The following is a 19,667-nucleotide window of genomic DNA, read 5'->3' on the forward strand; positions in this document are numbered from 1 at the left end:
TCCTTCTCGTGGATGCGGCTCAGCCGGCGGCGATGACCTCGATCTCGACCAGCCAGTCGCCGACCAGTGTTTCGGCGACGATAGCGGTCGTCGGCACCGGCCGCCCGCCGAGGGCCGCGATCCGGGCGGCGGCGTTCGCCTCGGCCCACTCACGACCGGCCAGGAAGCGGGCCCAGTCGCGGCGCCGGGGGTGTCGCAGGCGCCTGTTAATGTCCGTGCGCACGCGACACCCTCGACCTCACCGGGAGAACCGCCGTGGCCATCGCCCACCACATCACGACCTTCGCGGGCCTGCCCGTCGTCGACTACCCCGCCGGTGCGCCGGTGGCGGACCCCGCCGCGGTCGCGTGGCGCATCGACGACCCGGAGTACGACGGCAGCGGCGCGTTCGAGCAGCACTTCTCCGCGCTGCTCGCCGAGGAGTGGGCGGGCGAGGTCACCACGCTGGTCATCGGCAACTGGGGCAGCTCCTACGACAGCCCGCCGCCGGTCGACCGGATCGCCGGCGGGGCCGCCCGGCTGACCTCGCTGCGGGCCCTGTTCCTCGGCGAGATCACCTTCGAGGAGTGCGAGATCTCGTGGATCCAGCACACCGACATCACGCCGATCTTCGAGGCGTACCCGGGGCTCGTGACGTTCACCGTCCGGGGCGGGCAGGGCCTGCTGTTCAAGGCCCTGCGGCACACGTCGCTGCGCAGCCTGACGTTCCAGGCCGGCGGCCTCGGCGCCGAGGTCGTGCGCGCCGTCGGCGACTGCGACCTGCCCGAGCTCACCCACCTGGAGCTGTGGCTGGGCACCAGTGAATACGGCGGCAGCGCCATCGTCGACGACCTCGCCCCGATCCTGGCCGGCAGCCGGCTGCCGAAGCTGACGGCACTCGGCCTGAAGAACGCCGAGATCGCCGACGAGGTCGCGGCGGCCGTCGCGTTCGCGCCGGTCGTGGCCCGCCTCGAAGAGCTCGACATGTCGATGGGGGTCCTCACCGACACCGGCGCCGCGGCCCTGCTCGCCGGCCAGCCCCTGACCCACCTGCGCCGCCTGGACCTGCACCACCACTACCTCACCGAGCCCGTGATGCGCCGGCTGACCGCCGAGCTCGCCGAGGCCGGGGTCGCCGTCGACCTGTCCGAGCTGGTCGAGGACGACGACGGCTGGCGCTACGTCTCGGTCGCCGAGTGAGGGTCGCGTGACATGCGGCTGACCGTCGTCGCCAACCCGGGCAGCCGCCGGGCGGTGCTGTTCGCCGCCGCGGCGGCGCGGGCCGGCCTGCCCGAACCCGAGATCGTCGCCTGGCACGACGTCGCCGCCGGCGCCGCGCTCCGTCTCACACCCCATTCCCTGGTACGCCTGGAGTCCCCCGGCGAGGACCCGGAAGTGGACCGGCTGCTGCGCGGCGCCGCCGTGCCGCTCGAGCACGGCGAGCTGGCCGGCGGCCGGTCCTGGTACGCCGGATTCCGCCGGGCCGTCGAGCGGGTCGCCGACGCCGCCCGGGAACAGGGCGCGTACCTGTGGGGGGACCCGGCCGAGGTGGCGGTCATGTTCGACAAGGCGGCCTGCCACGCCCGGCTGTCCGCCGCGGGCATCCCGGTCCCGCCCGCCCTGCCGGAGTCCCCCGTGGACTGGGCGGATCTGCGTACGCGGCTGACGGACGCGGGGTGGCGGCGCGTCTTCGTCAAGCCCCGGCACGGGTCGTCGGCCGCGGGCGTGATCGCGCTCGAATTCGGGCCCGCGGGGCGGCTGTCGGCCACCACGTCAGTGGAACCGGCCGGCGGCAAGCTGTTCAACTCCCTGCGCGTACGCCGCCATCGCGACGAACAGACGGTCGCGGCGATCGTCGACCGGCTGGCCCCCGACGGCCTGCACGTCGAGCGCTGGTTCCCGAAGGCGGGGCTCGGCGGGCGCGTCATCGACCTGCGGGTCGTGGTGATCGGCGGCGAACCGTCGCACGTGGTCGTGCGGGGCAGCACCTCGCCGATGACCAACCTGCACCTCGGCGGCGTCCGGGGCGACCTGGCCGAGGTGCGCGCCGCCGCCGGCCCCGAGTACGCGGCGGCCCTGGACACCTGCCGCCGGGTGGCGGACGCGTTCCCGGGCAGCCCGCACGTCGGCGTCGACCTGATGCTCGGCTCCGGCTGGCGCTCGCACGCCGTCGCCGAGGTCAACGCGTTCGGCGACCTGCTGCCCAACCTGCTCGTCGACGGCCGGGACACCTATGACGCGGAGCTGGCCTCGCTGGCGGCGAGCCGGTGGGTGACCGCGTGAGCCCGGACATGACGGCGGTCGTCGGCTCGCACGACCTCGCCCTGATCACCCTGGACACGCTGCGCTACGACGTGGCCGCGGACCTCGCCGCCGCCGGGCGTACGCCGAACCTGGCCCGGGTCCTGCCCGGCGGGGTCTGGGAGCGGCGGCACACGCCGGCGAGCTTCACCTACGCCGCGCATCACGCGTTCTTCGCCGGCTTCCTGCCGACCCCGGCCGGGTCCGGTCCCCACGCCCGGCTGTTCGCCGCCCGGTTCCCCGGCAGCGAGACGACCGCCGACGGCACCTGGGTGTTCGACGCGCCCGACCTGGTCGCCGGGCTGGCCGACGCCGGGTACCACACGCTGTGCCTGGGCGGCGTCGGCTTCTTCAACCGCCGCTCGGCGCTGGGCAGCGTCCTGCCGGGACTGTTCCGCGAGGACCACTGGCGGCCGGAGTTCGGCGTCACCGAACCCGATTCGCTGCGCCACCAGCTCGACCAGCTCCAGGCGAGCATCGGCGGGCTGGCACCGGCGCGGCCGCTGTTCACGTTCCTCAACGTGTCGGCCCTGCACCAGCCCAACCGGCACTACCTGCCGGGCGCCGACGCCGACAGCGTCGACAGCCACGCCGCCGCGCTGTCGTATGTGGATGGACGGCTGCCGCGGCTGTTCGCCCTGCTGACCTCGCGCGGCCGGCCGTGCTTCGTCATCGTGTGCGCCGACCACGGCACCGCGTACGGCGAGGACGGGCACCAGGGGCACCGCGTCGGCCACGAGGTCGTCTGGACGGTCCCGTACGCCCACTTCACCCTGCACCCCGGAGACTGGTGATGATGCTCGACGGCTCGCCGTACCAGGGCTACCTGTACGCGTACCCGCACAAGACGGCGTACCGGCGGCTGGAACCGCGGCCGGCGTTGAAGGACGTGTGGCGGGACGAGCCGCGCGACGGGCTGTTCCTCTACGTGCACGTTCCGTTCTGCGAGATGCGCTGCGGCTTCTGCAACCTGTTCACCCGCGCCCGGCCGCCCGCCGAGCAGGTGTCGGCGTACCTGCGGCAGCTGCGGGTGCAGGCCGAGGAGGTCGCGTCGGCGGTCGGCCCGGCCGCGTACGCCCGGGCGGCCTTCGGCGGCGGTACGCCGACCTACCTGACGGCCGCCGAGCTGGCCGACCTGTTCGCGGTCACCGAAGACGTGCTGGGCCTGCGGCCGGCCGCGGCGGGGCTGTCCGTCGAGACCTCCCCGGCGACCGCGACCCCCGACCGGCTGGAGATCCTGGCCGCCCACGGTACGCAGCGGGTCAGCATCGGCGTACAGAGCTTCCTGGACACCGAGGCGCACGCCGCCGGGCGGCCTCAGCACCGGGAAGACGTCGACCGGGCGCTGGACGCGTTGCGGGCGGCCGGTTTCCCGATGCTGAACCTCGACCTGATCTACGGCATTCCCGGGCAGACCGCCGACACGTGGGACTACTCGCTGCGTACGGCGCTGGGCTGGCGGCCCGAAGAGCTCTTCCTCTACCCGCTGTACGTGCGGCCGCTGACCGGTCTCGGCCGGCGCGGCGCGCCCGACGGGCCCGACGACGAGTGGGACCGGCAGCGGCTCGACCTCTACCGGCAGGGCCGCGACCTCCTGCTGGCGGCCGGCTACCGGCAGCTGTCCATGCGCCACTTCCGCCGGGCCGACGTCGCCGATCCGGGCGGCCCGGACTACTGCTGCCAGGACGACGGCATGATCGGACTCGGCTGCGGCGCCCGCTCCTACACCCGGGACCTGCACTACTCCTTCGATTACGCGGTCGGCATCGCCGAGGTGCGCGGCATCATCGAGGACTACCTGGACCGGCCGGCCGGCGACTTCGCGTACGCGGAGGTGGGTTTCGCCCTGGACGAGCGCGAGCAGCGGCTGCGCTGGCTGGTGAAGACGTTGCTGCGGACCGACGGGCTCGACGCGGCCGCCTACCGCGCGCGGTTCGGCACCGAACCGGGCGCGGACCACCCGCACCTGGGTGAGCTCGAAGACCGGGGCTGGGCGGCGTGGGACGGCGACCGGCTCGCGCTGACCCCGGAGGGTGTCGGCCGCGGCGACCAGATCGGCCCGTGGCTGATCTCCGACACCGTCCGCGCCGCGATGACCGGGGCGGCCGTACGGTGAACCTGCTCATGCTCTACCGGGGGCCGCTTTCCAGCTGCAACTACGACTGCCCGTACTGCCCGTTCGCGAAGCGGCGCGACAGCCCGGAACAACTGCGCGCCGACCGCGCGGCGCTGGACCGGTTCGTCGACTGGACGGTGGCGAACCCGTTCGGCGACAAGCTTTCCGTGCTCTTCACGCCGTGGGGCGAGGGCCTGACCCGGTCGTGGTACCGCGACGCCCTGGTACGCCTGTCGCACCAGCCGCACGTCGAACGGGTCGCCATCCAGACGAACCTGGCGGGCCGGCTCGGCTGGGTGGCCGAGGCGGACGCGTCCCGGCTCGCGCTGTGGGCGACCTACCATCCCGGCCAGACGACCCGGGAGCGGTTCCTGCGCGCCTGCGCGACCCTGGACGGGCACGGCATCCGGCATTCGGTGGGCATGGTCGGGCTGCCCGAACACCTCGACGAGGCGAGGGCGATGCGGGCCGCCCTGCCCGCCGGCACGTACCTGTGGATCAACGCGGCCGACGGGCACGGGTACACCGCCGACGAAGAGACACAGTGGACGGACATCGACCCCCTGTTCGGCTACAGCGTCCGCCCGCACGCCTCGGCCGGCCACGAGTGCTGGGCCGGTGAGACGGCGGTGTCGGTCAACGGAGACGGCCTCGTACGCCGCTGCCACTTCCTGCCCGAGCCGCTCGGCAACCTCTACGACGGCTCGTTCCGGGCAGCCCTGAAGCCGCGGGCGTGCCCGGCGACCAGCTGCGACTGCCACATCGGATACGTGCACCTCAAGCGGCTCGGCCTGCACGAGGTGTTCGCGGGCGGGGTCGCCGAACGCATCCCCGCCAACCTGCCCACCTGGGGTACGCCCCACCAGTCCATCAGATCGGCGGCACACCTCTGACGCGGTCTCCGCTCGTGATCGAGGCACGCCGAATGTGGATCGTGACGGATGCCTGGAAAGTGACGTCATTCCGGCCAGAATGATGTTTCTCTCCGGACATCCGTCAAGATCCGGTCTGCTGCGGCCCGCTCCAACTCGGATGAATGCGGAAAGGTACCGACTGCCGGCGACATGATCTTGACCGATGTGGCGAAACCGACCCTACCGGCGGCGGGAAGCGTTGATTTCGCCACATCCGTCAAGATCCCGCTTGCCCTTCGACGCCATCCCGGTGACGGCGTGATCGCCGGATCCCGGCGAAGCGACGCCGAGGAAGGCAGGGCGGGCCGATCCACACAAGCGACCGCAGAGCCGCGACCTACAGGCCCAGCGGGACCGGAGCCGTCGGCGTACCGGTGGTGAGCAGCGCCGTCAATGGTGTGGCGAGGTCGCGGGGCGAGAACAGGTCAGGGCCCGTGTAGCCGACGATCTCCGAGAGCCGCCACCAGCGGAACGCGGCCAGGTTCTCCTCCGCGGCGAGCACGTCGTCGGTGAACTCGCCGCGGGGCTCGAAGTGGCTCACTCGGACGAGGAAGTAGTCGTTGACGATCCCGTCGAAGCCCGGCGCCGAGTCGGCGAAGAGGATTTCCTGGTGCCAGACGTGCGGTGGGTCCGCGATGATCGGGAGACCGGTCTCCTCGCGTAGCTCGCGGCGCAGGGCCGTCAGCGGATCCTCGCCGGATTCGACGCCCCCGCCCGGTGCCGCCCACACGCCCGTCGCCTGGCTCGGCACCGCCGGGTGCGGAGGGACGAACCGGCACAACAGGATGCGGTCGTCCTCGTCCACCATGATCGCCCGGACGGCCCGGCGCAACCTCGGCGTCGTAGTCCGCCGGGTGGGGCGATGATCTCCGGACACTACGATCACCTCGTCTGGTCGCTGCCGTACATAGGCGAACGTCAGGTCTGCTGCTGCGGCGCGTACTCGTCGGCGGTGAGGTCGAACGTCCACGCCACACCCTCCCGGGCGGTACGCACGCTCGGCGGCACCCGCAGGAAGTAGGTGCGGCTGGTGCCGTCCGGTTCCGGCGTGGAGTTGACGACCTCGACCATGACCAGCGGCTCGTCGCCGGGCAGGTCGACGCGCCACAGGATGCCGTAGTCGTCGGACTGGACCCGGGTCGCGTCGGACTCGCTGAGGTAGCGGTCGAAGCCGAAGTACTCCAGCATGACCCGGCGGATCTCGGCGTTCTCCTCCGTCCGGATCCGTTCGGCGGTCAGGTCCGGCAGCTGCGCGGCGACGTCGTCGGGGACCGGCATGCCGCGCCACGCGTACATGCTGAAACCGTCCGGGTAGGACAGTGCCGGGCCGCCCGCCTGGTGCAGCCGGCCGAGGTTGTCGCGGTGCAGCTGCGCGGGCCGCTCGGTGACGACGGCGATCCGCTCGAACGCCCACCACCAGCCGGCGGACCGGGCGACCTGGGCGAGCCCGGCCAGCTCCGGCTGCTCGTCGTCGAACGCGGCCAGCCACGCCGCGTCGTACTGGCCGTGGATGACGTCGAGCAGCGCGTCCCGGGCGGCCTCGCCGAGGTCGCCGTCGGCCGAGAAGTCGGCGTCGAGCCGGGTGCGGACCGGGCTGACGATCCGCTCGGTCAGCTGCTGCCAGCAGCGGCGGGTCGTCGCCACGCTGTGCCGCGCGTAGCCGACCGGGCCGAGGGCGCCGGCGATCGCGGACCGGGCCCGCGCCCACGGGCCCGTACGCACTTTCGACCGCACGCTCGCGCCCAGCGTCACCTCGCCGGGCACGACGCCCTGCTCGGCGAGCCAGTCGGCGACGTAGGGATCGCCGGATTCGCCTCTCGACAGCATGGCCACGGCGGCGGCCCCGGCCGCGGGGGAGCCGAGCCACACGATGTGCTCGGGCTCGGCCAGCCCGGCGGCCCGGTACGCGGCGCGGACCCCGGCCTCGGCGGCGGGACGGTCGGCCGGTGCGGTGGACAGCCCGTGGGCGAGCCATTCCTCGGCCCGCTCGGCGAGCCGGGCATCGTCGATCAGCGGGTCGGTCGGCGCATCGACGGCGGTGTCGGTCGGCTGGCCCATCAGTCGGCCACGAACCGGATCGCGCCGGGGAAGTACTCGCGCTGCCGCACGACGCGGTACGCGCCGGGGCTCAGCGACACCGGGCCGTGCTCCTCGTGCACGAGCCGGCCGTAGCCCTCGATGACCAGGTAGAGCCGGTCGGGTTCGTCGGGCGGGCACAGCAGCGACACCCGGTCGCCGGTGGCCACGTGCGCGTGGCCGGTCGCCTCGCCCAGGGCCAGCACCATGCGGTTGCGGCGGTCGCGCGGCGCGGCCACCAATCCCGCCGGAAGATCCGCCTCGTCGAGGGGGACCACCAGAACGTCACCTTGCCTGTGCATCGCGCTCCCACATCCGAGACTGACCCACACCCAAGGACGGACCCACGTCCGTCGGGAATGGCCACAGGCTACGCGGCGGGTACGACAGTTCCGTCCGGGACCGCACGGGAGGCCGCCAGCCGTTCCAGGACGAGCGCCACCCCGTCCTCGTCGTTGCTGGCCGTCACCAGGTCGGCGCGTTCGCGTACCTCTGGGTGGGCGTTGGCGACCGCGACCGACAGGCCCGCCCACTCCAGCACCGGCAGGTCGTTGGGCATGTCGCCGAACGCGACCACCCGGTCCGCGGTCACCCCCCACCGCTCGCACAGCGCGCGTACGGTGGCGGCTTTCGAGACGCCCGCGGCCGCGATCTCCACCATCCCGGCCGCGCCCGAGTAGGTCACCGACAATCCGAGCGCCGCGCGCCACCGCTCCAGCGCCGCGGTGGTCACCTCACCGCCGGTCCAGCCCAGCAGTTTCACGCACTGTTCGGCGTCCCAGAGTTCTTCCACGGTACGCACATCCAGCCGCGCCGGATCACGCCGGGCGCCGCGGCGCCAACCTGGTCCGGCCAGTGCTCGCGTACCGGTCTCGACCGCGAAAGCCATGTCCGGTGCGATCGCCGCCATGGTCTCCGCGGCGGCCCGGGCGACGTCCGACGGCAGGGCGGCCAGGACCTCGGTGACGCCGGTGTCCATGTCGTGCAGGACGGCTCCGTTGCAGCAGACCGCGAGGCCGCCGAGTCCCGCGCCGGCGATGAGGACGGGCAGGAACCGGGGCGGCCTCGCGGTCGCGACGACGATCCGCATCCCGGCCGCCCGGGCCGCCGCCAACGCCGCCCGCGTCCGCTCCGACACGGTGGCATCGGAGCGCAGCAGGGTTCCGTCGAGGTCGACGACGGCCAGATCCATCGGGTCAGACTACGGCGCGCTCATTCGTCGTCGGTCGCGTACGCGGGCCGCCGGCGCCGGATCAGCTGGCGGCCCGGCCACTGGCTCGCCGTGCCGATGACGCTGAGCAGGGCCGGGGCCAGCAGCGAGCGGACCACGAAGGCGTCGATGAGGATGCCGACCGACAGCGCGAAGGCGAGTTCCTGGAACGGTCCGAGCGGGATGAGCAGCAGCAGGCCGAAGCTGACCGCCAGGGTGATCGCGGCGGTCCGGATCGCCCGGGCGGACTGCGGCAGGGTGAGGGCGAGCGCTTCGCGCAGCGGTCTCGTCCCGGCCTCCTTCCAGGCCGGCCCGATGCCGAAGATGTTGTAGTCCGAGCCGAGCGCGACCAGCAGCACGGCAGCGGCGAACGGCACGTAGAACGTCAGCCCATCGTGGCCGAGGATGTCCTGGAACAGCCGCGTGGTCAGGCCGAGCGTCGCCCCGATGGCCAGGACGCTGCACGCCAGCAGGGCGATCGGGGCGATCAGCGCCCGCAGGTACAGGGCGAGGAACAGCAGGTTCGCGGCGAGCGCGGCGATCGCGATCCGGCCGAGGTCGTGTGTGGTCTGGTCGACGACCACCTGGGCGATCGCCGTGTCCCCGCCGAGACTCGTGCGCACCCCGGTCAGCCCGGCGTGCTGGGCGAGGCCCGGCAGGTCGTCGCGCAGCCGGTCGAGCGTACGCACAGCCGTCGCGCCGAGCGGTTCGTCCTTGAGCACGATGAGGAACCTGGCCGCGGTGCCGTCGGGCGTCTGGAACAGCTTGCGTACCTGGGGAGCGGCCTCCGGTGGGACGCCGACCTGGCCGGGTCCGATGACCGCGGCGACCCCGGGCTCGTGGCGCAGCGCGGCTGCCAGCTTCGCGAGCTGGCTCTCGTGCGACGGCAGGTCGGTGCCCTCGACGAGCAGCTCGGTCGGGGACAGGATGCCGCCGGCGAACCCGGCCTCGGCCTGGTCGGCCGCCTGCCGGGTGGGGTCGTCGGCGGGCAGCGACGAGACGAACGAGACCCCGAGCGACATGTGCTGGATCGGCGCGGCCGCCCACAGCAGGCCGCCGACGCAGGCGACCAGCACGACGAACGAGAATCCCGGCCACGTCAGTACGCGCGCCCACCAGCGCCCGGACGCCGCGACCCTTTCCTCGGCGGGGTCGTCGCGGACGTCGCGGCGCGGCGACCACAGCACGACCCGGCCGAGGATGGCCAGCAGCGCGGGCACGAGGGTGACGGCGACGATCATGCCGATCAGCACGGCGACGGCCATCCCCGGGCCGAAGGCGCGGAACGTCGGCGAGCCGGCCACCAGCAGCGCCCCGGTCCCGGCGGCGGCGGTCGCCCCGGCGGTGGCGATGATGGGGGAGAAGCGGGCCGTGGCCCAGCGCGCCGCCGTGATCCGGTCGGCGCCCGCGGCGAGCTGTCCGCGTACGGCGGAGAGGTAGAAGACCACGTAATCGGTGACGACGCCGAGCAGGAGGGCCACCAGCAGCGGCTGGGTCTCCTGCGGGACGGCCACCCCGAAATGCGTGGCCAGCGCCCCGCCGACGTGCAGGGTCAGCAGTGCGGACAGGCCCGCGACGGCCAGGGCCAGGATCGGTGCGACGACGGACCGGAACGCGAACGCCACGATGAGGAAGACCGCCGCGACGGTGGCCGCCTCGACCCAGCGTACGTGGGACAGGACGATGTCGCTCTGCTCGACCCGGGCCGGCACCGATCCCGTGACGCCGACGACCTTGTCACGCTGGTCGTAGTGCTTGTCCACGAAGTCGTGCGCGGCCTGCACCTGCCCGGCGAAGGTCACGTCCGGCCCGGTGAACAGGTACGTGATGATCGTGGTGCCGTCCTCGCGCGACCCCGGCACCAGCTTGGCCGTGTTGGTCACGGGCACGGCGGCGAGGATCGGCCCGGCGTCGGGGTCCTTGCCCTGGCTGACGTCCCACGCGCGGGTGGCCGCCTCGGCCTGTACGTCCATCGGCAGCCCGTGCGGGTCGCGCTGGACGATCGCGACCCGGCTGAGCAGTGGGAAGCCGAACTTCTGATAGGACGCGAGTTCACTGTGGACGGCCGGGTTGTCCAGCGACACCAGCTGTTCGAGATCCTCGCCGCCCTGCCCGACCGCCGGCAGGAAGGCGACGGCGGCCCACGCCGCGACCACCCACCCGGCCACGATCACCCAGCGCGAGGCGACGATCAGGCGCGCGTACACGGCCAGGAGGGTGCTCGGCCGCCATCGGGGGCGAGGGGCGTCGAGGTCGTCGTCGAGCTGGGGGTTCAAGACCGCCCTCACCTTCCGCGGTCACCCGCTGTACGCGCGGGCGGGGTCCCGGCGCGCGGTCGCGGATACCCGGCGCCGGCGGAGCCGAAACCGGCGAGGTGCGGGCATCTTCCCGCCCGGCGATGTGAGTGAGCTCTCGGTGTGCTCGGCGGGCCTCGTGTCGCTATAGTCTACTAAACCAATGGGAGATGTGGTGATTCGGCTTACGGGCCGCCGCCGACATAGCAGTCCTAGGAGGATTCGTCGTGAGTACCGTGCGCAGGCGTGCGCTGGCCGCCGGTGCGGCCGCGCTGATCGCGGTGGCGCTGACCGGTTGCAGCCTCAGTGAAGGCGGCAGCGGCTCCGGTGGCGCCTCCCCGGGCGGCACCGTCTACTTCGGAGTGTCGGCGCCGGTCACCGGCAACCTGGCCGAGTACGGCCGGTTGTGGAAGCTCGGCTTCGAACTCGCCCTCGACAAGATCAACGCCGACGGCGGGATCGACGGCCGGCCGGTCGGCCTGAAATGGGAGGACTCGCAGTCCGACCCGAAGCAGTCCGTCGTGGTGGCGCAGAAGTTCGTCGCCGACACGAGCGTCATCGCCGAACTCGGCGACTTCTCGTCGAACGCGTCGATCGCGGCCAGCCCCACGTACACGGCCGCGAAGCTGGTGCAGTTCGGCTTCACCAACTCCAACCCCGACTTCACCGCGAAGGGGACGGACTACCAGTGGTCGACGTCGCTGACCCAGGACTTCTTCCAGGACTGGAACGCCCGGACCGTGAAGAAGTACGCCACCACGGTCTCGGTCGTCTACCAGGAGACCGACTGGGGCAAGAGCGCGTTCGGGTTCTTCGCGGCCGCGGCGAAGAAGTACGGCCTGAACATCGCGTACTCCTCGGGCTTCGACCCGAAGGGCACCGACTTCCGGCCGACCCTCATCCACGCCCGTGACGCCAAGCCGGACGCCGTCGTCCACATCGGATACGGGCCGGACGGCGTACTGGTCGCCAACCAGCTGCGCGACGTCGGCTACACCGGCCGGTTCTTCGGCGGGCAGAACGTGCCGGAGTTCACGTCGGGCGCGGCGAAGTCGGCCGACGGCGACGTCATCTCCGGCGCCTTCGTCACCGAGGACCCCGCGGCCGGCGTGCAGTCCTTCGTCACCGCGTTCCGGGCCAAGTACCCGTCCGAGGAGCCGAGCGATTTCATCGTGTACGCGTACGACGCGCTCAACACGATCGTGCGGGCGGCCCGCAGCGGCGGAGCGAGCCGGGAGGGCGTACTGAAGGGCTTCCAGCAGTCCACGACGTTCCCGAGCGTCCAGTGGGGCGACTTCTCCTTCAACCCGCAGACCCGCCGGCCGAACAACCCGACGCTCAAGGCGCTCGTGCTCAAGGACGGCAAGTTCGTCCTCGACGCCAACGACTGATCCCGCACCCGTGGCCGGGGCCGGACGACACCGTCCGGCCCCGCGACCCGGCCGACCCCGCCGAGGACTCCGTTGCTCGACACACTGATCGCCGGCCTGCTGCACGGCAACGCGTACGCGCTCGTCGCGGTCGGCATCTCGCTGATCTTCGGCGTGACGAACGTCGTGAACTTCGCCCACATGTCGGTCTTCGGCCTCGGGGCGATGTGCGCCTGGTTCTTCATCGCCGACCTGCGCTGGCCGTTCTGGGCGACCCTCGCCGTCGTCGTGGCCGTCACCGGCCTCACCGGGCTGCTCATCAACCTGCTCGTCGTGCGGCCGCTGGCCCGGTACCTGCCGATCGCCGCCCTGCTGGCCACCTACGCGGTGGCCCAGATCCTCGACAGCGTCTCGCAGTGGGTCTTCGGCCCGCGCGTACGCCCGTTCCCCGAGGTGCTGCCGACCGACGACCTGCACATCGGGCTGATGCGGTTCGGCACCTCCGACGTCGTCATGCTCGCCCTCACCATCGCGGTCATGGCGGCGCTGGGCCTGTACCTGAAGTTCGGCAAGTCCGGCCGGGCGATCCGGGCGACCAGCCAGGATCCGGAGGCCGCGCTGCAGATGGGCATCCCGGTCGGGCGCATCCAGCACCTGTCGTTCGTCATCGCCTCGGCGCTGGGCGGCGTCGCCGGGGTGTTCGTCGCCCTCTACACCGGAACGGTCTCCCCGACCTCGGGCGCGACCGCCGGCCTGACCGCCTTCGTCGCCGCCACCCTCGGCGGCCTCGGATCGATCCCCGGCGCGGTGATCGGCGGCTTCGTCCTGGGCGTGGCGGAGGCGTTCGGCGTCTCGCTGTTCGGCGGCAGCGTCGACGACATCATCATGTTCGCGATCCTCATCCTCGTCCTGCTCGTACGCCCCGGCGGACTGCTCGGCCGGGTCCCGGTCCTCGCGCCGGAACCGATGACCGGCACGTTCCTCGGCCGCGGGCGACCCATCCGGCTCGGCCGCTGGGGTCTGGTCGCGGTGCTGGCCGTCGGCGGGGTCGTCATCCCGGTCCTCGGCAGCCGTACCTTCCTGACGATCGGCACGCAGGTGCTCATCTACGCGATCATCGGCGCCGGCTTCACGGTCACGGCCGGGCAGTCCGGGGTGATCGCGCTCGGCCAGGCCGGTCCGATCGCCCTCGGCGCGTACGCGTCGGCGCTGCTGGCCCTGCTCGCGCACTGGCCGTTCTGGGTGTCGCTGCCGGTCGGCGGGCTCGTCGCCGCGGTCGGCGCCTCGGTGCTGGGATCGGCGCTGTGGCGGGTGAAGGGGCACTACATCTCGATCGCGACCCTGGGCATGGGCATCGTCACGGTGGCGATACTGCGGGTCGCCGAGCCGCTGACCCGGGGCGTGTATGGCCTGTACGGCATACCGACGCCGCACATCGGCGGTCTGGCCCTGGACACGCCGCTCGCGTTCTACCTGATCGACTTCCTGGTCCTCGTGGGTACGCTGGCCGTCGTCGTCCGGCTGCGCTCCTCGCACCTGGGCCGGGTCATGTCGGCCGTGGGCTCGGACGAGGTCGCCGCGTACGCGTCCGGCATCCGCGTACGCGACTACAAGGCGCTGGCGTTCGCCGTGTCGGCGTTCTTCGCCGGAGTCGGCGGCGCCCTGCTGGCCCACCAGTACACCTACATCGACCCGGACCTGTTCGGCCTGACGATGTCGCTGCTGGTGCTGACGATCGTGGTGCTCGGCGGGGTGAACGTGCCGTTCGGCGCCGTGATCGGCTCGATCGTCCTCATCGGAGCGCTGGAGGTCTTCCGGGTCACGCCGCAGCTGCGGGTGATCCTCTACGGACTCGCGCTGATCCTCGTGGTGCGGTTCCGGCCGGGCGGGGCCTGGGTGAGGCGGGCATGACCGAGACGCAGGCCGCGACCGCGCAAACCGTTGCGGGCACCGCCATCCCCCCGCTGCTGTCCGTACGCGGTCTCCGGCGCACCTTCGCCGGGCTGGCGGCGGTCGACGCGGTGAGCTTCGACGTCGCGCCGGGCGAGGTGGTGTCGATCATCGGACCGAACGGCTCGGGCAAGACCACCACGCTGAACCTGGTGACCGGGGCGATCCCGGCGGACGCGGGGGAGATCCTGCTGGACGGGCGCCGCATCGACCGGCTGGACCCGGCCCGGATCGCCGAGGCGGGCATCGCCCGGACGTTCCAGAACGGCCGCGTGTTCGGCGCCCTCAGCGTCGCCGACAACGTCGCGGTCGGGCTGCACACGACGCTGCGCGCCGGGCGGCCCGCCCGCCGGCTGTCGACCTGGTTCCTGCTGCGGTGGATCCCGCTGCTCGCCGAGCTGGCCGTCGCGCTGGTGCCGACCCGGGCGGCGCGCCGCGAGCAGGCCCGGATCGAGGCCGCCGTCGCCGCCGAACTGGACCGGTTCGGCCAGCGTCTCGCACCCCGGCGCGACGACTTCGCGTATACGTTGAGTTATGCCAACCGGCGGCGTACCGAAATCGCGCGGGCCCTGGCACCGCGGCCGAGGCTGCTGGTGCTCGACGAGCCGACCGCCGGCATGAACCCGTCGGAGACCGCCGAGGTGCTCGACCAGCTGCTCCAGCTCAAGGCCGAGGGCCAGGCGATCCTGCTGGTCGAGCACAAGATCGACCTGGTGATGACCGTCTCCGACCGGGTCGTCGTCATCGACGGCGGCCGGGTGATCTCCGAAGGGCGTCCGGACGCCGTACGCCGCGATCCGTTGGTCGCCGAGGCGTACCTCGGCCGGCGCAGGGGGAAGGCATGACGACGCTGTTGCGGCTGGCCGACGTCAACGTGTACTACGGGGCGTTCCACGTCCTGCGGGACGTCCGCCTGGAGGTCGGGGCCGGCGAGATCGTCTCGCTGCTCGGCGGGAACGCGTCGGGCAAGTCGACCACGATGAAGACGATCCTCGGGCTGACCAGGCTGCGAAGCGGCACCATCACGTTCGACGGCGTACCCGTCGAACACCGGTCCACGCCTGCCCGCGTACGGGCCGGTATCGCGTCCGTGCCCGAGGCGCGCCGCGTCTTCCCGCAGCTGACCGTCGACGAGAACCTGCTCGCCGGCGCGTACACGCGCAAGGATCGGGCCGGTGTCGCCGAGGACCTGGAGCGGATGCGGGAGCATTTCCCGCGGCTGGCCGAGCGGCGGCGGCAGGAGGCCGGCACGCTGTCGGGCGGTGAGCAGCAGATGCTCGCCTTCGCCCGGGCGCTGATGAGCCGGCCCCGGCTGATCTGCATGGACGAGCCGACGATGGGCCTGGCGCCGAGGCTGGTCGACCAGGTCCTCGACGAGATCGCCCGGCTCAACCGGGAGCTCGGCGTGGCCGTGCTGCTCGTCGAGCAGCAGGCCGAACTCGCCCTGTCCATCGCGAGCCGCGGCTACGTGCTGGCCACCGGCGAGATCGCGGTGCAGGGCACGGCGGACGAACTCCTCCGCGATCCCCGGATCCAGGAGGCCTATCTCGGCAGGAGTACGGCATGACGGTGCCACGGCTGGGGTTCTTCACCCGGCTTCTGGAGGACGCGTCCCCGGCGGAGCGCTACCGGTTCGCGCTGGAGCAGATCCGTACGGCCGAACGGGTCGGATTCGACTCGGCGTGGGTGGCGCAGCACCACTTCCACGCCGCGGAGGGCGGCCTGCCGGCGCCGCTGCTGCTGCTGGCCCAGGCGGCGGCGCTGACCTCCCGCATCGTCCTGGGTACGGCGATCGTGACGCTGCCGCTGGAGTCGCCGGTACGCGTCGCGGAGGACGCGGCGGTGCTCGACGTGCTGTCTGGCGGCCGGTTCGAACTCGGCATCGGCAGCGGCGGTACGCCGACCTCCTTCCCGCCGTTCGGGCACGACCCGGCCGACCGGGCCGCCGTCTTCGTCCGGCACATCGAGCAGCTCGTCACCGCCCTGCGCGGCGATGTGCTCACCACCGACGGCGGAGCGCTCTACCCGCCCGCGCCGCACCTGCTCGACACCCTGTGGCAGGCGACGTTCTCCGCGGAAGGAGCCGCCCGCATCGGCGCGGCCGGCTTCGGGCTGATGCTGTCGAAGACGCAGCCGCACACCGCGGCCAACCTCGCCGACACGCAGCGGCCGCTCGTGGACGCGTACGTCGCGGCGCTCCCGGCCGGGGTCCGGCCGCGCGTCTTCGGCTCGCGCGGGCTGGTCGTGGTCGACGACGAGGCGGACGGCCGGCGGCTGGCCGCCCGGGGCATCGAACGGTCGCTGCCCATGGCCAAGGCGCTCGGCTACCAGTTGCCCGCCGGTGCCACCCCGGACGAGCTGCTGAAGATCTTCGACATCCACGTCGGCACGCCCGAACAGGTCATCGCCGAGCTCGGCACCGACCACGTCCTGGCCGCCGCGACCGACATCGTCTTCCAGGTCCATCCGGTCGACCCCCCGCACGAGCTGACGCTGCGGTCGATCGAACTCATCGCGTCCGAGGTCGCGCCGGCGCTCGGCTGGACGCCCGCATCCACAGGAGACACTGCATGACCATCAGTTCCGAGCCGGCGGACGTCATCGACCGCCTGGTCGGCGTACGGGCCGGGGATCCGATCGACGTCTTGCGGGCCGAACGCCCCGCGGCCAAGGCGAACGCGCAGGCCAGCTACGAAGCGCTGTTCGCGCCCGCGCAGCCGGGCGACATCTCGCCGGCCGAACGGTTCGCGGTCGCGGCGTGGGTCGCGTACCTGAGCCAGGCCCCGGCCGTCGCCGACTTCTACCGCGGCCACCTCACGGCCGTCGCCCCGGCGATCGCCGCCGCCGTCGACGCGGCCGTCGCGGGCGCGGTGACCAGCGGACCGTACGGCACCTACCCGGCCGGGCCGCTGTCGGCCGAGGACGTGCAGGGTCCGCACTGGCAGCCCGACGCCGACCTGCGCGCCGCCGTCGGCGACCGGCTCGCCCGTGCGCTCGCCCACGCCCACCTGCTCACCTACCGGCCGCGGGACGCCAGCCCCGGTGCCCTGCAAGACCTCGTCGACGCCGGCTGGTCCACGACCGGCATCGTCACCCTGTCGCAGCTCATCGCCTTCGTCCACTTCCAGCTCCGCGTCGTCGCGGGGCTGACCGTCCTTGCGGGAGCCCGCCGATGACCGGCACCGTCCAGCGGCCCGAGATCGAGCGGCCGAACGCCTTCACCCAGGCGCACCTCGGGTGGACGCCGTGGCTCGAACCGCTGCCCGAGGAAGAGCTGACCGAGGCCCACTACGCCGCGCTGGTGGAGCGCTCGCGGGCGCAGAGCCCCTACTTCCGGCTGCTCGTCCGCGACCCGGAGATCCTCGCGGCGCGTACGCGCACCGACAACGACATCTTCTACAACACCCACGCGGGGCTGCCGAGGGCCGAGCGGGAGCTGTCGGCCACGGCGGCTTCGCGTACCAACGGATGCCTGTTCTGCGCGTCGGTGCACGCGCGGTTCGCCGCGCACCACTCGCACCGCCCCGACGACGTCCAGCGCCTGCTCGACGAGGGCATCGACGGCGAGCAGGATCCACGATGGACGGCCATCATCGCGGCGTCCGCGGCGCTGACCGCCACACCGGGCACGTTCGGCCCCGAGCACGTGGCGGCGCTGCGGGAGGCCGGCCTCGACGACCTGTCCATCGCCGACGTCGTGCACGGCGCGGCGTTCTTCAACTGGGCCAACCGGCTGATGCTGTCCCTCGGCGAACCGACGCCCCCGGCGGACGGCGGCCGCTGATGCCGATCCCGTCCACACTGGACCACATCATGGTGGTCGTGCCCGACCTCGCCGCCGGCGTCGAGGCGTTCCGGGAGCTGACCGGCGTCACCCCGGTGCCCGGCGGGCGGCATCCGATCGGCACGGCCAACGCGCTCGTCGGGCTGCGGCGTACCGACGGCGGCGACGAGCGCGTCTACCTGGAACTGCTCGGGCCCGACCCGGACGCGTCCGCGGCGGCCTTCGACTCCGGCGGCCGTTTCCTCGTCGGGGACGCGTCCGGGCTGGTCGGCCGGACCTGGCTGATCCACCCCGCGGATCTCGACGCGACCGTCGCCGCCGCCGAAGCCGCCGCCGTCGACCTCGGCGACGTACGCCCGCTCTCGCGCGAGACCCCGTCCGGCGAGACGCTCTCGTGGCGGCTGTCGGTCGCGTACCCGCTGCCGTCGGGTGGCGCCCAGCCCGCGCTGATCGACTGGGGCACCACCCCGCATCCCTCGACCCGGCTCGCGGCGGAGGTCGTGCTGGAATCGCTCGACGTGCTCTCGCCCGAGCCGGATCGCGTACGCGCCGGGTTGGCGGTGCTCGGCACCGACGCCGTCGTGGTGGAGGGCGAGACCCCTGGCGTGCGCATCGTGCTCGGTACGCCGCGCGGCCGGGTGGTCATCGGCCCGGCCGGGGTCGAGTAGCGGCGGCCGTGACCGTGTCAGTGCACGAGCACGATACGGCCGCGGGCGTGGCGGGTCTCGCTCAGTTCGTGCGCGGCCGCCGCCTCGGCCAGCGGGAACGCACGGGCGATCGGAATCCGCAGGCGTCCCCGGCCGGCGAGGTCGACAGCGCGGGCCAGACCGTGCACCGCGAGCGGATCGGCGCTGGAGTCCAGCCGCTCGCCGGTGCCGTCCGCCGGTGCCCCGTGCGACAGGTGTACGCCGTGCGCCGCCGCCGTGAAGTCCGCGATGGTGACCACGCGGGCCGGATCGCCGGCCAGGGCGACGAGGTCGGGCAGCGCGCCGCCGGCACAGTCGAAGACCGCGTCGATGCCTTGGGGCGCAAGGGATCGGACCCGCTCGACGAGGCCGGGACCGTAGGTCGTCGGCTGGACGCCCAGCGACCGCAGGAAGTCGTGGTTGTGCTCGCCGGCGGTGCCGATGACGGTGGCACCGCGCTCGGCCGCGAACTGCACGGCGACGGTCCCCACCGCGCCGGCCGCCCCCTGCACCAGCAGCGTCTGGCCGGCGGCGACGCCGAGCCGGTCGAGGACCCGGGTCGCGGTCTCGACGCTGCCCGCGGCCCCGCCGGCCTCCTGCCAGGTCCACGCGGCCGGCTTCGGCGCCCAGGCGGTCAGGACGGCGTGGTCCGCGTTGGCCGCGCGGCGGGTCATGGCGACCATGCCGAACACCTCGTCGCCCGGCCGGACCCCGGTCACCCCGGCGCCGATCTCGTCGACGACGCCCGCCGCGTCGAAACCGGTGCGGTAGGGGAACGTCACGGGCACCAGGTCGCGCAGCCGGCCGGCCCGGATCATCGTCTCGCCGGGGGAGACGCCGGACACGCGTACGCTGATCCGGATCTCGCCGGGCCCGGCGTGCGGCGGCTCGATCTCGGCGACGTGGACGACGCCGGCCGGCCCGTACTCAAGGAATTGAACGGCTCTCATGGATTCGGACCGTAACGGACCGCGCGGTCCGGCTGGC

At 73.0% G+C, this 19,667-nt stretch carries 20 protein-coding genes; 13 read left to right on the forward strand and 7 right to left on the reverse strand.

The window, feature by feature from the left end; genetic code table 11:
• Nucleotides 1–19: 19 nt before the first annotated feature.
• Nucleotides 20–223 (reverse strand): hypothetical protein, encoded by a 204-nt coding sequence (locus G401_RS58130; protein ID WP_027346822.1) that lies wholly within the window; start codon nt 221–223, stop codon nt 20–22.
• A gap of 32 nt (nt 224–255) precedes the next feature.
• On the opposite strand from G401_RS58130, the gene G401_RS0139525 reads away from it, so the two are divergent.
• From G401_RS0139525 to G401_RS51585, 5 genes are read left to right on the forward strand one after another with little or no spacing between them, the layout of a single operon-like run.
• Nucleotides 256–1,179, forward strand: coding sequence for an STM4015 family protein (locus G401_RS0139525; RefSeq protein WP_027346823.1), 924 nt, complete (start codon nt 256–258; stop codon nt 1,177–1,179).
• A gap of 12 nt (nt 1,180–1,191) precedes the next feature.
• Nucleotides 1,192–2,262: an STM4014 family protein gene (locus G401_RS0139530; protein WP_027346824.1), complete on the forward strand. Its 1,071-nt coding sequence runs from the start codon at nt 1,192–1,194 to the stop codon at nt 2,260–2,262.
• Entirely contained in the window at nt 2,259–3,074 is an 816-nt protein-coding gene (locus G401_RS0139535) for an STM4013/SEN3800 family hydrolase (protein ID WP_245602073.1), read from the forward strand. Before G401_RS0139530 ends, G401_RS0139535 begins: the two co-directional genes overlap by 4 nt.
• The gene (locus G401_RS0139540; RefSeq protein ID WP_034594525.1) at nt 3,074–4,396 is read left to right on the forward strand and encodes an STM4012 family radical SAM protein; all 1,323 of its coding nucleotides are present in this window, start codon (nt 3,074–3,076) and stop codon (nt 4,394–4,396) included. Before G401_RS0139535 ends, G401_RS0139540 begins: the two co-directional genes overlap by 1 nt.
• On the forward strand, nt 4,393–5,289 hold the full coding sequence (locus G401_RS51585; protein ID WP_051367930.1) for an STM4011 family radical SAM protein: 897 nt from the start codon (nt 4,393–4,395) through the stop codon (nt 5,287–5,289). Before G401_RS0139540 ends, G401_RS51585 begins: the two co-directional genes overlap by 4 nt.
• 358 nt (nt 5,290–5,647) lie before the next feature.
• Here G401_RS51585 and G401_RS0139550 read toward each other — a convergent pair whose 3' ends face one another.
• The 5 genes from G401_RS0139550 to G401_RS51590 form a co-directional block, all read right to left on the reverse strand.
• Entirely contained in the window at nt 5,648–6,142 is a 495-nt protein-coding gene (locus G401_RS0139550; RefSeq protein WP_027346827.1) for an NUDIX domain-containing protein, read from the reverse strand.
• Nucleotides 6,143–6,228: 86 nt separating this feature from the next.
• Nucleotides 6,229–7,368, reverse strand: coding sequence for a DUF6745 domain-containing protein (locus G401_RS0139555; RefSeq protein WP_084558112.1), 1,140 nt, complete (start codon nt 7,366–7,368; stop codon nt 6,229–6,231).
• Entirely contained in the window at nt 7,368–7,664 is a 297-nt protein-coding gene (locus tag G401_RS0139560) for a hypothetical protein (RefSeq protein ID WP_245602074.1), read from the reverse strand. The genes G401_RS0139555 and G401_RS0139560 overlap by 1 nt, the downstream gene beginning before the upstream one ends.
• Before the next feature lie 92 nt (nt 7,665–7,756).
• The gene (locus G401_RS0139565) at nt 7,757–8,578 is read right to left on the reverse strand and encodes an HAD family hydrolase (RefSeq protein ID WP_027346830.1); all 822 of its coding nucleotides are present in this window, start codon (nt 8,576–8,578) and stop codon (nt 7,757–7,759) included.
• 20 nt (nt 8,579–8,598) lie between these two features.
• Nucleotides 8,599–10,872, reverse strand: coding sequence for an MMPL family transporter (locus G401_RS51590; protein ID WP_051367931.1), 2,274 nt, complete (start codon nt 10,870–10,872; stop codon nt 8,599–8,601).
• 245 nt (nt 10,873–11,117) lie between these two features.
• Here G401_RS51590 and G401_RS0139575 point away from each other — a divergent pair, with 245 nt between their 5' ends.
• The 8 genes from G401_RS0139575 to G401_RS0139610 all read left to right on the forward strand — a co-directional run bounded on the left by G401_RS0139575 (nt 11,118) and on the right by G401_RS0139610 (nt 18,662).
• The gene (locus G401_RS0139575) at nt 11,118–12,281 is read left to right on the forward strand and encodes an ABC transporter substrate-binding protein (RefSeq protein ID WP_027346831.1); all 1,164 of its coding nucleotides are present in this window, start codon (nt 11,118–11,120) and stop codon (nt 12,279–12,281) included.
• Nucleotides 12,282–12,353: 72 nt separating this feature from the next.
• A complete protein-coding gene (locus tag G401_RS0139580; protein WP_027346832.1) occupies nt 12,354–14,171 on the forward strand; it encodes an ABC transporter permease in 1,818 nt (605 codons plus the stop codon).
• Nucleotides 14,168–15,055 (forward strand): ABC transporter ATP-binding protein, encoded by an 888-nt coding sequence (locus tag G401_RS56525; RefSeq protein ID WP_051367933.1) that lies wholly within the window; start codon nt 14,168–14,170, stop codon nt 15,053–15,055. The genes G401_RS0139580 and G401_RS56525 overlap by 4 nt, the downstream gene beginning before the upstream one ends.
• Nucleotides 15,052–15,777, forward strand: a complete 726-nt coding sequence (locus tag G401_RS56530; RefSeq protein ID WP_027346833.1) for an ABC transporter ATP-binding protein — start codon at nt 15,052–15,054, stop codon at nt 15,775–15,777. Before G401_RS56525 ends, G401_RS56530 begins: the two co-directional genes overlap by 4 nt.
• Nucleotides 15,774–16,784, forward strand: a complete 1,011-nt coding sequence (locus G401_RS0139595; protein ID WP_027346834.1) for a putative FMN-dependent luciferase-like monooxygenase — start codon at nt 15,774–15,776, stop codon at nt 16,782–16,784. Before G401_RS56530 ends, G401_RS0139595 begins: the two co-directional genes overlap by 4 nt.
• Nucleotides 16,781–17,386 (forward strand): CMD domain protein, encoded by a 606-nt coding sequence (locus G401_RS58135; protein WP_245602075.1) that lies wholly within the window; start codon nt 16,781–16,783, stop codon nt 17,384–17,386. The genes G401_RS0139595 and G401_RS58135 overlap by 4 nt, the downstream gene beginning before the upstream one ends.
• Entirely contained in the window at nt 17,383–17,994 is a 612-nt protein-coding gene (locus G401_RS58140; RefSeq protein WP_027346836.1) for an alkylhydroperoxidase domain protein, read from the forward strand. The genes G401_RS58135 and G401_RS58140 overlap by 4 nt, the downstream gene beginning before the upstream one ends.
• A complete protein-coding gene (locus tag G401_RS0139610; protein WP_027346837.1) occupies nt 17,994–18,662 on the forward strand; it encodes a VOC family protein in 669 nt (222 codons plus the stop codon). Before G401_RS58140 ends, G401_RS0139610 begins: the two co-directional genes overlap by 1 nt.
• Before the next feature lie 17 nt (nt 18,663–18,679).
• On the opposite strand, the gene G401_RS0139615 is transcribed toward G401_RS0139610, so the two are convergent.
• Nucleotides 18,680–19,630 carry an NADP-dependent oxidoreductase gene (locus G401_RS0139615; protein ID WP_027346838.1) on the reverse strand — a complete coding sequence of 317 codons (951 nt, stop codon included), beginning with the start codon at nt 19,628–19,630 and terminating at the stop codon, nt 18,680–18,682.
• Nucleotides 19,631–19,667 lie beyond the last annotated feature (37 nt).

It is taken from the genome of Hamadaea tsunoensis DSM 44101 (assembly GCF_000428945.1).
Taxonomy (GTDB): domain Bacteria; phylum Actinomycetota; class Actinomycetes; order Mycobacteriales; family Micromonosporaceae; genus Hamadaea; species Hamadaea tsunoensis.